This is a genomic window from Mesorhizobium ciceri WSM4083, assembly GCF_000519305.1.
GTDB lineage: Bacteria > Pseudomonadota > Alphaproteobacteria > Rhizobiales > Rhizobiaceae > Mesorhizobium > Mesorhizobium ciceri_B.
In genome coordinates, this window is record NZ_JAFG01000006.1 from 169,619 (window position 1) to 183,085 (window position 13,467).

Genomic DNA, 13,467 nt, shown 5'->3' on the forward strand with positions numbered 1-13,467 from the left:
CTCCGGATCGCGGCACTTACAAAGGATTGCGTTCCTTCGCGCCCCCCTCTGTCCTGCCGGACATCTCCCCCACAAGGGGGGAGATTGGCAATTTCGACGCCTCGCTCACTCCAGCAACATTGGCGATGGGCGAAATCGCCGATGGCAGCCAATCTCCCCCCAAGTGGGGGAGATGCCCGGCAGGACAGAGGGGGGCGCCGTAGAGCACTCATCTTGCGATCATACGGCCAAATTATTTGCTCATCACCGCCAGCCATTCGTCGACCCAGGCCTTGCGGTTGGCCGCAACCTCCTCGGGGCTGAACAGCAAGGTCTTCGTTGGCTTGACCAGTTTGTCGAAGGCCGGATTGAGCGGCTTGTCGGTCTTGCCGGCCGGGAACATCCAGTTGGTCTCGGGGATGGCATCCTGGAATTTCGGCCCGGTCATGAAGGCGATGAACTTGGCCGCCAGCGGGTTTTTGGCCCCCGTCGTGGTGATACCCGCCACCTCGATCTGCAGATACTCGCCCTCCTCGAAGGAGGCCGCCTGGTAGCGCTCGGTGTTCTCGGCGACCATGTGGTATGCCGGCGACGTCGTGTAGGACAGCACCATCGGCGCCTCGCCCTTGGTGAACAGCCCATAGGCCTCGCTCCAGCCTGGCGTCACGGTCAGCACCTTCCCCTTGAGCTTGGCCCAGGCCTCCGGCGCCTTGTCGCCATAAACCGACTTGACCCACAGAAGCAGGCCGAGGCCCGGCGTCGAGGTGCGTGGATCCTGGATGACGATCTTGCCGTCGGCACTGCCTTCGACCAGCTCTTTCAGGCTTTTCGGCGGGTTCTTCAGCTTCTCGGTGTCGTAAACGACAGCGAAATAGCCGTAGTCGAAGGGGACAAAAGTATCGTCGCTCCAGCCACCCGGCACGTTGACATCGGTCACGCCGCCATGCGGCGCGAACAGACCTGATGCCTTGGCATCGGCGGTGAGATTGGTGTCGAGGCCAAGCACGATATCGGCCTTGGTCGATGCGCCTTCCAATCTGACGCGGTTGAGCAGCGCGACGCCGTCGGCGACCGAGACGAAGTCGACGTCGCAGCCGCATTCGGCCTCGAACGCCTTCTTCACCACGGGACCCGGACCCCAGTCGGCGGTGAAACTCTCATAGGTGTAGACGGTGAGCTTGTCCTTGGCCAAGGCCGGTCCGGACAACACCACGGTCATTGCTGAGACAAAAGCGTATAAAAGCGTGCGCATCGGCGCCTCCTTCGTTCGAATTGAAAGGAATTGAGGCGTCGGACTGTCCGAAACGTCTAATCCCTCCGCCGGTACAAACCGGATCAGGTTCAGCGGGTTGGCGAGACTGCCTCTCAGCCGGTCCGCGAAGATCGCGTCCGGCACCCCGTTAGAGCATTTCGACACATAGGCCCGGCCGATCCGCCATGCAAGCGGGAGTTTGCCGCCTTCCGTTTCCCGTGCCGGGCTGATAAGGGCCACACGATATGAGCACATTCACCATCCTGCTTGGCGGCGATCTCATCCGCACGCCACGGCTCGACCGTCAGGTCGAACGCTCCCGCGTCATCGCCGCCGACGCCGGCATCGGCCATGCGCGGCTGCTGGGTCTCGTGCCGGAACTGTGGGTGGGCGATTTCGATTCCGTGCCGGCCAACCTGCCGGACGACCTCGCTTCCGTGCCGCGCCGGACCTTCCCGCCGGAAAAGGACCAGACCGATGGCGAACTTGCCATTGCCGCGGCACTGGAACACGGCGCGACCCGCCTGGTGCTCGCCGGCGCCTTTGGCGGCAAGCGCGCCGACCACGCTTTCCTGCATCTGGCGCTTGCCTTGCGGCTGGCGGAGGCCGGGACTGATGTGCTTTTGACCAGCGGCGCCCAGGAAGGCGTCCCCCTGCTGCACGGAACGGCTGGCTTCGACTATGCCGACGGCACGCTGTTTTCGGTGCTCGGCTTTTCCGAGCTTGCCGGCCTGACCGTCACCGGCGCCAAATGGCCGCTCGCTCACGTCGAGGTAGCCTTCGGTTCGTCGCTGACCATTTCCAACGAGGTCAAGTCCGACAAGACCGGCGGGGGCCGCCTCGAAATCGCGCTCGGCCATGGCCGCGCGATGCTGCTCGCTCATCCCTATCCCTTACCTGAAAGCTGACATGGCCCCGCCCCTTCTCAATCTCGACGGGATAAAACTGACATTCGGCGGCACGCCGCTGCTCGATGGCGCCGCCTTGACCGCTTCGGCAGGCGACAAGATCGCATTGGTCGGCCGCAACGGATCCGGCAAGTCGACGCTGCTGAAGATCGCCGCCGGCCTGATCGAGCCGCAGGACGGCGAGGTGTTCCGCCAGCCTTCGGCGACCGTCCGCTATCTGCCGCAGATGCCCGACATGGAGGGTTTTGCCACTGTCCGCGCCTATGTCGAGGCCGGGCTTGGCCCCGCCGACGATCCCTACCGCGCCAGCTATCTGATGGAGCATCTCGGACTGTCGGGTGAGGAACGTCCGAACGACCTGTCGGGCGGCGAGGCGAGGCGCGCCGCCCTTGCCCGCGTCATGGCGCCCGAGCCCGATATCCTGCTGCTCGATGAGCCGACCAACCATCTCGACCTCTCGGTCATCGAATGGCTGGAAGAAGAACTCATCCGCACCTCCTCGGCACTGATCGTCATCTCGCACGACCGCCGCTTCCTCGAGCGCGTGTCGCGCGCCACCGTCTGGCTCGATCGCGGCCAGACGCGCAGGCTGGACAAGGGTTTTGGCCATTTCGAGGAATGGCGCGACCTGGTCCTGGAGGAAGAAGAGCGCGAGCAGCACAAGCTCGGCCGCCAGATCGTGCGTGAGGAGCACTGGCTGCGCTACGGCGTGACCGCGCGGCGCAAGCGCAACATGCGCCGCCTCGGCGAGTTGCAGACCATGCGCCAGCGTTTTCGCGGCCATCGCGGCGCCGAAGGGTCGGCGACCATGGTGGCGAGCGACGCCGCCGAATCCGGCAAGCTGGTGATCGAGGCCAAAAACATCGAGAAGAGCTTTGGCGATCTCACCGTGGTCAGGGGGTTTTCGACCCGCATCCAGCGCGGCGATCGCGTTGGCCTGGTCGGGCCGAACGGCGCCGGCAAGACCACGCTCTTGAAGATGCTGACCGGCGAGATGAAGCCGGACGCCGGTTCGGTGCGGCTCGGCACAAATCTGGAGATCGCAACGCTCGACCAGAAGCGCGAGGCGGTCGACCCGCAGGAGACGCTGGCGCAGTATCTCACCGACGGGCGCGGCGAGAACCTCGTCATCAATGGCGAGCAGCGTCACGTCGTCTCCTACATGAAGGATTTCCTGTTCAAGCCGGAGCAGGCGCGCACGCCGGTGCGCGAGTTGTCCGGCGGCGAGCGGGCGCGGCTCTTGCTGGCGCGCGTGCTGGCGCGGCCCGCAAACCTTCTGGTGCTGGATGAGCCGACCAACGATCTCGACATGGAGACGCTGGAACTGCTGCAGGAACTGGTCGCCGGTTTCGCCGGCACCGTCATCCTAGTCAGCCACGACCGCGATTTCCTCGACCGCACCGTGACCAGCCTGATCGCGCCGGATGGTGAAGGCCGCTGGATCGAATATGCCGGCGGCTACTCCGACATGCTGGCGCAGCGCGGCGGCACCCGGCTGGACGACCGCAAGGCGCGCGCGAAGGCCGAGACCGGCGAAGCGCCAGCACCCGGCAAAAGCGAGGCCACTGCGCCAAAGGGACCAGCGAAGAAACTGTCGTTCAAGCAGAAGTTCGCGCTGGAATCGCTGCCCAAGAAAATCGAGGCTGTGATGGCGTCGATCTCCAGGCTTGAGAACAACATCGCCGATCCCGCCTACTACGAGCGCGACCCTGCCTCCTTCCAGAAAACCATCGCCGCCCTCGACAAGGAGCGCGCCACACTGGCTGCGTTCGAGGAAGAGTGGCTGGAACTGGAGATGCTGCGCGAAGAGATGGAGGGGTAGTGGTGGCGCTCAGGTTTTATGCGTCTATTGTATCGGGCGCATAGAAGAAGGCGGACTCCATGCTCAAGCCGAAACCTCAGCGAAAGTCGATCAGCATATCGATCAGTTCACAGCTGATCGAAGAGGCCAAGACGCTGAATATCGATATCTCCGGCGCCGCCGAGGAAGGTATTATGAAAGCGATTGCGGCCGAAAAAACGCGTCGATGGCAAGGAGAAAACAAAGAAGCCATTGCGGGCTGGAATGACTATGTCAGACGCAACGGGCTCCCATTGGCCAAACATCGGCTGTTCTGATGCGGCGCCACGATCCCTTGCCAGCGCTCTGAGAAGCTTCTGAGAGGCACCAACATCTCGGCGAAATGGGCTTCTCAGCCAGCCGTCTTCGCTTGCCAGGCCTTGATCGCCTCGTCGAACACCTTCTCGCCGGGAATGCCCTTTTCCATGGTCAGCAATGCCCGCCGTCCGGTCTTGTAGACGACCGGCACGTCGATCCAGTCCTGGCCGCGCAGCAGGGTCATGTTGGCGTCTTCGTCGGCCTTGGTGTCGTTGAGCGCGACAAGGAAGAAGCCGTCGGCGATCTTGGCCGGAATGCCGATCAGCGGGCTGCCGGCATCCTGTTCCGAACTCTTCATGGCGACGCGCAGGATGTTGTCGACGCCGCCGCCCTCGAAACCGTCGGGCGTCAGGAAGATCATCTCGATAATATGGCTGGCCGGCAGCGTCTGGTCGGTGTTGCGGCGAATGGTCATGCGCAACTGGATGTCCTTGCCGGGAATGGTCGCCTCGGCGCGGATCGCCGGCTCCGGCGGCAGGTCGCCACCGGGCGATTCCTGCACCAGCGACCAGACGATGTTGCCGGGCTCGGCGGAGCCCTGGGCGGTGCTGGTGCGCTCCTCATAGAAGATCGCCTTCTGGCCGACCGGCAGAGCGGCTTCCGCAGGCGCGGTTGCCGGGGCGGGCGGCGCGGCGCCTGCCGGTGCTGGCGGCGTGGCGGCGGCATCGGCCGGCGCTGCCGGGGCGGCTCCGTTGGCAGGCGGGGTTGCGGGGGCGGCATCTGTCGCCGGAGGCGTAGTCGCGGCAGGCGTGCCGGCGGGCGGTGCGGAAATCGCCGGTGCGTTCGTGGCCGAGGGCGGGGTGGTCAGCGCCGCGACCGATTCGCCTTCGCCGATGCCGCTCTGGCCACCGGCCGGACCTGGGTCGACTTCACTGCCCTGCGGTGTCAGCCGCTGAGTGAATTTCGTGCTTTCGGCTTCCGTGCCGCCAGCCGCGGGCGCCGGCGGCGCTGCCGCGGCATCGGTTGCCGGCTTGGCCGGCGCCGGCTTCACAGGCTCGGTTTTCGCGACCTGGTTGCCGCCAAGCCCCAGCATCTTGCCGAAGGCGTCCTTGTTCAGCCAGATGCCATAGCCGCCGCCGGCTACGACCAGCAGTGCGACGACAGCGGCGATCAGCCCGCCATAGCTGCGCTTGCGCTCGGCGGGACGCAGGCGCTGGAAGGTGTCCGGTACCGGCCCTTCATTGTCTTCGTTGCTGGAAAAGACATCGGCCTCGTCGTCCGCCTCCCCGGCGTTCATGCCTGGAAGAGGCGTGTCGGCGCGAGCCGGCTGGACAGGCGCCGGCGTCGATCTTTGCCAGCTTGGCTCGACCTTGGCGGCAGGCGGCGGCGCGGGTTGATAGGGCTCGGGCTTGGCGACGGGCGGCGCGGGCCAGGCCGATTCCGCCTTCGCCGGCTGCCTTGTATGGCTTGGCTGGTTCTTGTTGCGATCGATCGACGAAAAGATGTGTTCCAGTTCCGCGAGCGGATCGGTTTCCGGTACGCTCTTGGCATAGTCCCGCTCGACGCTCGCGATCGCGTCTTCCAGCGAACGCGTCTGAGTGGCTACGGCTTCGGTGGCCAGCGGCGGCGAATATTCCGCAAGCTTCTTCGCCAGCATGGTACGAACGCTGGCATAGATGCGCGTACGCTTTTCCGGCGTCTCGTCGCCATGCTTGGCGAGCGCCTTTTTCAGAACAGCAACGAAATCTGCCATGCTTCAGTCGACCTGTATTTTGTTTCCGCGCCGGCCCCCGCAAATCAGCCGCGATGCCCGGAAGGCTTCAGAAACTAGTCTTGAAACGGATCGGTCACAAGTATCGTGTCGTCGCGTTCCGGGCTGGTGGAAAGGAGCGCGACCGGTGCGCCGATGAGCTCCTCGATGTAGCGGACATACTTGACCGCCTGGGCCGGCAGATCGTTCCAGCTGCGCGCGCCGGCAGTGGTGCCTTTCCAGCCCTCGAGCGTCTCGTAGACCGGTTCGACACGTGCCTGCGCGCCCTGGCTGGCCGGCAGATAATCGATCATCTCGCCGTCGAGACGATAACCGGTGCAGACCTTGATCTCGTCCAGCCCGTCAAGCACATCGAGCTTGGTCAGCGCGATGCCCTTGATGCCGTTGACAGCGACGGCCTGGCGCACCAGCACCGCGTCGAACCAGCCGCAGCGGCGCTTGCGACCGGTGACGACGCCGAACTCATGGCCGCGCGTGCCGAGGAATTCGCCGATCTCGTTCTTCTGCTCGGTCGGGAACGGACCTTCGCCGACGCGTGTCGTATAGGCCTTGGTGATGCCGAGCACATAGCCGATGGCGCCCGGGCCAACGCCGGAGCCGGCGGCAGCCTGTCCGGCCACCGTGTTCGACGAGGTAACGAACGGATAGGTGCCGTGGTCGATATCGAGCAGTGTGCCCTGCGCGCCCTCGAAAAGGATGCGCTCGCCAGCCCGGCGCTTGTCGTCGAGGATCTTCCAGACCCGGTCCATATAGGGCAGGATGTCGTCGGCGACCGAGGTCAGCTCCTGCATGATCGCGTCATGCGTGACTTCCGCGTGACCAAGCCCGCGACGCAGCGCATTGTGGTGCGTCAGCAACCTGTCGACTTTCAAGGGCAGTGTTTCCAAATCCGCCAAATCCATCACCCTGACCGCGCGCCGGCCCACCTTGTCCTCGTAGGCGGGGCCGATGCCACGACGGGTCGTGCCAATCTTCGTCCCGGAATTGGATGCGGCGTCCTCACGGAATCCGTCCAGCTCCCGATGCAGGGACAGGATAAGCGCTGTGTTTTCGGCTATTTTCAGGCGATCCGGCGCCACTTCGACACCTTGCGCCTTGAGCTTCGCCACTTCGGCGACGAAAGCGTGCGGGTCGAACACGACGCCATTGCCGATGATGGACAGCTTGCCCTGGCGCACGACGCCCGACGGAAGCAACGACAGCTTGTAGACCTTGCCGTCGACGACCAGCGTATGGCCGGCATTGTGGCCGCCCTGGAAACGCACCACGACATCGGCGCGCTCCGACAGCCAGTCGACGATCTTGCCCTTGCCTTCGTCACCCCACTGCGAGCCGACGACCACCACATTGGCCATGTTTCTTTTCCCTTGAGACGCCGCCAAGCGGCTTGAATATGGTTCGAAACGACAGGCCTCTATAACGTCAAGACCTCGCGAGCGCGACCTTTCTTTGCCGTCGAAAATGCCCTGAGGCACAACAATTTTCGGCTTTGACATCATTTACTTGGGCGAGCGGGGGCAATAGGCCGGCAAACACCGCAGCTCCGGCGACTGGAATCCCGCGATGCATCGAAGCGCCTATATATTCCTGCTGCTCACCACCTTGCTTTGGGGCGGAAATTCGGTGGCCGGCAAGCTGGCGGTCGATCACGTGTCGCCGATGACGCTGGTCTTCCTGCGCTGGGTGCTGGCCGTGGCGATCATGCTGCCCATCGGTTGGAACACCATCCAGAAGGACTGGCCGGTGGTCCGCAAGCACTGGTTCGTGCTGGTCGCCCTCGGTGCCAGCGGCTTCACCCTGTTCAACACCATCTTCTACACGGCGCTCAACTACACGACAGCGATCAATGTCTCGATCGAACAGGCGGCGATGCCGATCCTGATCATGACTGCCAATTTCGTCTTCTTCCGCCTGCGCGTGAACTGGGCGCAGATTGTCGGCGTCGTGCTGACCATCGCCGGCGTGATCCTCACCGCCTGCCACGGCGACCCGCGCCGGCTGTTGGCGCTGGAACTCAATTTCGGCGACGCCATCATGCTGGTCGCCGTCTTTCTCTACAGCGGCTATTCGGTCGGGCTGCGGCTGAAGCCGGTGATGCACTGGCAGAGCCTGATGCTGGCCCTGTCGGTTGCGGCACTCGTCACCTCGTTGCCGTTCTTCCTGTGGGAGGTTCTCGCCGGCAAGGTCATCATGCCCGACGCGCGCGGCTGGACTGTCATCGTCTATACGGCGATCGGCGCCTCGGTCGTTTCGCAGATCTTCTACATCAGGGGCAACGAACTGATCGGCGCCAACCGCGCCGGCCTGTTCATCAATCTGGTGCCGATCTTCGGCACGCTGCTGTCGGTGCTGATCGTCGGCGAGACGTTCCACCTCTATCAGGCACTGGCTTTGGTGCTCGTGCTGGGCGGCATCGGCCTTGCCGAATACAGCGGGCGCAAGACAGCGAACCTGCCATCGGCCGGGGCACGCTGAACGACAAAAAGGCGCGGAAGCGGCCCGCGCCCTTTATCTTTCACAACGAGTGGAGATCACATCGCGTTGACGTCGAACTGCAGCCTCTTGGCCGAGTCGATCGACTTGTGAGCCTTGATCTTTTCCAGCACCGACTCAGGGAACGGCGCGTCGAGATAGAGCAGCGCTATGGCATCGCCGCCCGGCCGGTTGCGGCCGAGCTGGAAGTTGGCGATGTTGACGCCATTCTCGCCGCAGACGGTGCCGAGCAGGCCGATGATGCCCGGCGCGTCCGCATTGGTAGTGTAGAGCATGTGCTGGCCGACCTCGGCATCGAGGTTGATGCCCTTGATCTGGATGAAGCGTGGCTTGCCATCCGAGAAGCATGTGCCGGCGATCGAGCGCGTCATGTGCTCGGTCTTCACCGTCAGCTTGATATAACCGTCGAACACGCCCGACTTGTCGCGCTTGACCTCGGCGACGATGATGCCGCGCTCCTTCACCATGATCGGCGCCGACACCATGTTGACGTCCGAGACCTGAGGCCGGATCAGCCCGGCGAGTGCGGCGCTGATCAGCGCACGCGTGTTCATCGTCGCGGTCGAGCCGTCGAACAGGATCTCCACCTCCTTGATCGGATCCTCGGTGACCTGGCCGACAAAGGCGCCGAGCACCTCGGCAAGCTTGACGAAGGGCTTTAGCCGCGGCGCCTCCTCGGCGGTGATCGACGGCATGTTGATGGCGTTGGAGACGGCGCCCTTGATCAGATAGTCGGCCATCTGCTCGGCAACCTGCAGCGCGACATTCTCCTGGGCCTCCGTCGTCGAGGCGCCGAGATGCGGCGTCGCCACCACATTCTCCATGCCGAACAGTTCGTTGTTCTCGGCCGGTTCGACCTCGAAGACGTCGACGCCGGCGCCGGCCACCTTGCCGCTTTTCAGCGCCGCGATCAGGTCGGCCTCGACGATCAGACCGCCGCGTGCGCAATTGATGATGCGCACGCCCTTCTTCATCTTGGCGATCGCCGCGGCATCGATGATGTTGCGTGTCTTGTCGGTCAGCGGCGTGTGCAGCGTGATGAAATCGGCGCGGGCGAACAGTTCGTCCAGCTCGACCTTGTCGACGCCAAGCTCCTCGGCACGGCTGTCCGACAGGAACGGGTCGAAGGCGATGACGTGCATCTTGAGGCCAACGCCGCGCGTCGCGACGATCGAACCGATGTTGCCGCAGCCGATGACGCCCAACGTCTTGCCGGTGATCTCGACGCCCATGAAGCGGTTCTTTTCCCATTTGCCGGCATGGGTCGAGGCGTTGGCTTCAGGGATCTGGCGCGCCAGCGCGAAGATCATCGCCACCGCATGTTCGGCTGTGGTAATCGAATTGCCGAAGGGCGTGTTCATCACGATGATGCCCTTGCGGCTTGCCGCCGGGATATCGACATTGTCGACGCCGATGCCGGCGCGGCCGATGACTTTGAGATTGGTAGCGGCGTTGATCAGCTTTTCGGTGACCTTGGTCGCCGAGCGGATGGCGAGGCCATCATACTGGCCAATCACTTCAGCGAGCTTTTCCTTGTCCTTGCCGAGATCGGGCAGATAGTCGACCTCGACGCCGCGATCCTTGAAGATTTGCACGGCGGTGGGGGAGAGTTTGTCTGAGACGAGAACGCGGGGCGCCATGGCGGCCTCCTTGAAATGGATTTGATCCTGATGGGAATGGGCGGCCCGAAGGCCGCCGCGAACGATCTCAGGCCGCCGCTTTGAGCGACGCCTTCTGCGCGGCGAAGGCCCAGTCGAGCCAAGGCAGCAGCGCTTCCAGATCCGACGTCTCGACCGTCGCGCCGCACCAGATGCGCAGGCCGGGCGGTGCGTCGCGATAGGCACCGATATCGTAGGCGACGCCTTCCTTGTCGAGCACCGACACCAGCCCCTTGGCGAAGGCCGCCTGCCCGTCGGCATCGAGCGCCGACACGTCCGGGTCGGTGAAGGACAAGCAGACGGACGTGTTCGACCGTGTCGCCGGCTGGCCGGCGAGATGACCGAGCCAGGAGGACTTGCCGACAAAGCGATCGAGGACGGCCGCATTGGCATCCGCCCTGGCGATCAGCGCGTCGAGGCCGCCGGTCGACTTCGCCCAGTTGAGCGCATCGAGGTAGTCCTCGACGCACAGCATCGAGGGCGTGTTGATGGTCTCGCCCTTGAAGATACCTTCGATCAGCTTGCCGCCCGAGGTCAGGCGGAAGATTTTCGGCAGCGGCCATGAGGGCTTGTAGGTTTCCAGCCGCTCGACGGCGCGAGGCGACAGGATCAGCATGCCGTGAGCGCCCTCGCCGCCCAGCACCTTCTGCCAGGAGAAAGTGACGACATCGAGCTTTTCGAAGTCGAGCCTCTGCGCGAATGCGGCGGAAGTCGCATCGCAGACGGTCAGGCCCCTGCGGTCCGCGGGAATGAAATCGCCGTTCGGCACGCGCACGCCCGACGTGGTGCCGTTCCAGGTGAAGACCACATCGCGGTCGAAATCGATCTTGGTGAGGTCGGGCAGTTCGCCGTAGCCGGCTTCGATCTTGCGCACGTCGGCGAGCTTTAACTGCTTGACCACGTCCGTGACCCAGCCGGAGCCAAAGCTCTCCCAGGCAACCATGTCGACGCCGCGCTCGCCGAGCAGCGACCACAGCGCCATCTCGACCGCACCGGTGTCCGACGCCGGCACGATGCCGATGCGATAACCCGCCGGGACCTGGAGAATGTCGCGCGTCAGCTCGATCGCCTGTTCGAGCTTGGCCTTGCCGATCTTGGCGCGGTGGGAACGGCCGAGCGCGGCAGCGTTCAGCGCCTCGACCGACCAGCCGGGGCGTTTTGCGCAGGGACCTGAGGAGAAATTGGGATTTGCCGGACGGAGTCCGGGCTTCGTATGCGTCGTCATCGTGGTCTATCCTTCCAGATAGTGGCCCCTCGTTGGGGAGGGGTGGCCCACGGACGGCGATATTCGTTCGGGCTTCAGGCGTCAAGAGGAAAGTTTTTGTCGCTGCCGGGATACCGGCGATCTGTGATCAGGATGTCGGGACTTCAAATGCAAACGACGGACCCGAAGATCCGCCGTCCCGATCTCTCGTGCTCGCCGCGCCTACCAGAGATCGTAGCGCAGCCCGAGCTTGACCTGATGGTTGCTGATACCTTTTTTGACCGGATAGGAATCGAGGCTCTCGGCCGTCACGTATTCGGCGTTGGGGGCGGAAAAATACTGATAGCCCAGGTCGACGGAAACGTTCTTCGATACCTGATAGGCGAGGCCCGCGTTCAGCGTGTAGGCCAGCGAGTACTGGGTCTTGCTGTCACTTACGGCGAAATCGTCCGTGTCGTCGCCATTGTCGGTGAAGTAGCTAGCCGAGAGGCTGCGCTTGCTGCGGACGACGCCGATACCGGCGCCGAGATAGGGCGTTATGCCGACATAGGTGCCAAGATCGACATAGCCGTTGAGTATGGCCGACAAGGCGTAGTTCTTCAGGGATGCCGATGCCACGGTTGCCGTGTCCGGCGCTACCACAGTCCCTGTGTCATCATAGCCGACGCCGATCTCATTGCCGGGCAGATAGCCGAGATTGAGGTCGGCGCGCAGATAGTCGTTGAAATGGTAGCCGAAGCCGATGCTGGCAAAGATCGGATCTTCCTTGTCGCTGAAGGCTGCGGTGTCGGTGGCGAAATCTTGATCCTTGAAGCTCTTCTGAGCCAGATAAGAGACATCGCCGCGCAGATACCAGCCGGAGCCGACCTCGACAGGAACGTAGTCGGGTGCCTGGTCGACATAGATCGGCGGATCGTAGTCGGCCGCGTGCACCGGCGTCAGCGGCAGGAGGGCTAGTGCACCGAGCGCCAGCGCCATACGCGATGTAAGTTTCATGGTCCCCGACTCCCGGATTTTGCGCCGCAAGCAATCGCAGCGGCCGCCATCGTTTCAAGGAGCATTGTTAACCATAGTGGTTAAGTGGCGGTTAAGGCTAACAGAGCGTTAGCGAATTCATTTCCGCTGTTGATACCAGGCGGCCCAAACGAAAAACCGCCCGGCTTGAGGCCGGACGGTTTTTCGAAGAATTCAAGTGATGTGAGATGGCGCTACTTGGTGTAGATCGGCTCGGGTTCGGGCTGGTAGGCAACGACCGGCGCGGCGCAACCGTTGCTGCCACCGAACTGATAGCGCAGGCCACCGCGCACTTCGTGCGTGTTGATGCCACGGTCGAAGCCGGGACCAGCACTGCTTGCGTCCCACTCGAACATGCGGCCACCCTGGATATGGGAGTAGCGGTAGCCGGCATCGAGGATGATCTTGTCGGTCAGGCAGTAGGAAGCGCCGGCCATCAGAGCGTAGGCGAAACGCCAGTTGGATGCTCCCGGATTGGTCTCGGTGGTGTTCGGGTCGTAGACAGTATCCCACTTGACGCGCGCACCGCCGATGCCAGCGCCAACATAGGGCGTGATACCATGCCAGGTGCCGATATCGACATAGGCATTGGCCAGCAGCAGCAAGGCGCTCATCTTCGACACTTCGGTCGACGTCGTCAGCAGATCCGAAGTGCCGCCGTTGAAGTTCGACTTGAACCAGTAGTCGGCGGTCAGATCGGTACGGAAGTGGTCGTTGATCTTGTAGCCGACGCCGGCACCAAGCGAGAAGCCGCCCTTGAGCTTGCCGAAATCGAAGCTTCTGGTGCCGGGCGTGACCACGCCGCAACAATCGACGGTATAAGTCGTATAGTCGATGCCGCGCACGGTCGACTTGTGATAGTCGATGTCGCCACGGATATACCAGCCGCCGACTTCCGCCGGCTGCTCGTAGACGGCCTGAGGCGGTGCCTCTTCGACCATCGGTTCCGGCAGGTCGGCCGCGAACAACGGTCCTGCCAGGCCCGCGAACAGTAAGGCGAGCAGGGCCTTTCGTGCTGTCTTGAACATGCTTGTCACCCCTGAAAAGCTCGGAACGGCGAACCCGCCCGAAATGCGATTGGCTTTCAGTC

General features: G+C 63.5%; 11 protein-coding genes and 1 riboswitch. Of the genes, 4 read left to right on the plus strand and 7 right to left on the minus strand.

What is annotated here, in order from left to right; translation table 11 throughout:
* Nucleotides 1–232: 232 nt before the first annotated feature.
* Nucleotides 233–1,231, minus strand: coding sequence for a thiamine ABC transporter substrate binding subunit (gene thiB / locus MESCI2_RS0114215; RefSeq protein ID WP_027037169.1), 999 nt, complete (start codon nucleotides 1,229–1,231; stop codon nucleotides 233–235).
* A gap of 43 nt (nucleotides 1,232–1,274) precedes the next feature.
* Nucleotides 1,275–1,389, minus strand: a riboswitch (TPP riboswitch).
* Nucleotides 1,390–1,476: 87 nt separating this feature from the next.
* Here thiB and MESCI2_RS0114220 point away from each other — a divergent pair.
* Genes MESCI2_RS0114220 through MESCI2_RS0114230 form a run of 3 tightly spaced genes read left to right on the plus strand, consistent with a single transcriptional unit; the run spans nucleotide 1,477 to nucleotide 4,257 of the window.
* Nucleotides 1,477–2,139, plus strand: a complete 663-nt coding sequence (locus tag MESCI2_RS0114220) for a thiamine diphosphokinase (RefSeq protein ID WP_027037170.1) — start codon at nucleotides 1,477–1,479, stop codon at nucleotides 2,137–2,139.
* A gap of 1 nt (nucleotide 2,140) precedes the next feature.
* Entirely contained in the window at nucleotides 2,141–3,961 is a 1,821-nt protein-coding gene (locus MESCI2_RS0114225; protein WP_027037171.1) for an ABC-F family ATP-binding cassette domain-containing protein, read from the plus strand.
* A gap of 59 nt (nucleotides 3,962–4,020) precedes the next feature.
* The gene (locus MESCI2_RS0114230; protein WP_027037172.1) at nucleotides 4,021–4,257 is read left to right on the plus strand and encodes a type II toxin-antitoxin system CcdA family antitoxin; all 237 of its coding nucleotides are present in this window, start codon (nucleotides 4,021–4,023) and stop codon (nucleotides 4,255–4,257) included.
* A gap of 74 nt (nucleotides 4,258–4,331) precedes the next feature.
* On the opposite strand, the gene MESCI2_RS0114235 is transcribed toward MESCI2_RS0114230, so the two are convergent.
* Both MESCI2_RS0114235 and MESCI2_RS0114240 read right to left on the minus strand, forming a co-directional pair.
* Nucleotides 4,332–5,990: a hypothetical protein gene (locus MESCI2_RS0114235; protein ID WP_027037173.1), complete on the minus strand. Its 1,659-nt coding sequence runs from the start codon at nucleotides 5,988–5,990 to the stop codon at nucleotides 4,332–4,334.
* Nucleotides 5,991–6,064: 74 nt separating this feature from the next.
* Complete coding sequence (locus tag MESCI2_RS0114240; RefSeq protein WP_027037174.1) at nucleotides 6,065–7,363, minus strand: adenylosuccinate synthase; 1,299 nt, start codon at nucleotides 7,361–7,363, stop codon at nucleotides 6,065–6,067.
* Nucleotides 7,364–7,571: 208 nt separating this feature from the next.
* Between MESCI2_RS0114240 and MESCI2_RS0114245 the strand changes: the two genes are divergently transcribed.
* Nucleotides 7,572–8,483, plus strand: coding sequence for a DMT family transporter (locus MESCI2_RS0114245; RefSeq protein ID WP_027037175.1), 912 nt, complete (start codon nucleotides 7,572–7,574; stop codon nucleotides 8,481–8,483).
* A gap of 56 nt (nucleotides 8,484–8,539) precedes the next feature.
* Here the strand turns inward: MESCI2_RS0114245 and serA are convergent, their stop codons facing one another.
* The 4 genes from serA to MESCI2_RS0114265 all read right to left on the minus strand — a co-directional run bounded on the left by serA (nucleotide 8,540) and on the right by MESCI2_RS0114265 (nucleotide 13,405).
* Nucleotides 8,540–10,141: a phosphoglycerate dehydrogenase gene (serA, locus tag MESCI2_RS0114250; RefSeq protein WP_027037176.1), complete on the minus strand. Its 1,602-nt coding sequence runs from the start codon at nucleotides 10,139–10,141 to the stop codon at nucleotides 8,540–8,542.
* Between the two features lie 67 nt (nucleotides 10,142–10,208).
* Complete coding sequence (locus MESCI2_RS0114255; RefSeq protein WP_027037177.1) at nucleotides 10,209–11,384, minus strand: phosphoserine transaminase; 1,176 nt, start codon at nucleotides 11,382–11,384, stop codon at nucleotides 10,209–10,211.
* A 201-nt stretch (nucleotides 11,385–11,585) separates the two neighbouring features.
* Nucleotides 11,586–12,359, minus strand: coding sequence for an outer membrane protein (locus MESCI2_RS0114260; RefSeq protein WP_027037178.1), 774 nt, complete (start codon nucleotides 12,357–12,359; stop codon nucleotides 11,586–11,588).
* A gap of 212 nt (nucleotides 12,360–12,571) precedes the next feature.
* Nucleotides 12,572–13,405: an outer membrane protein gene (locus MESCI2_RS0114265; RefSeq protein WP_027037179.1), complete on the minus strand. Its 834-nt coding sequence runs from the start codon at nucleotides 13,403–13,405 to the stop codon at nucleotides 12,572–12,574.
* Nucleotides 13,406–13,467: the final 62 nt, after the last annotated feature.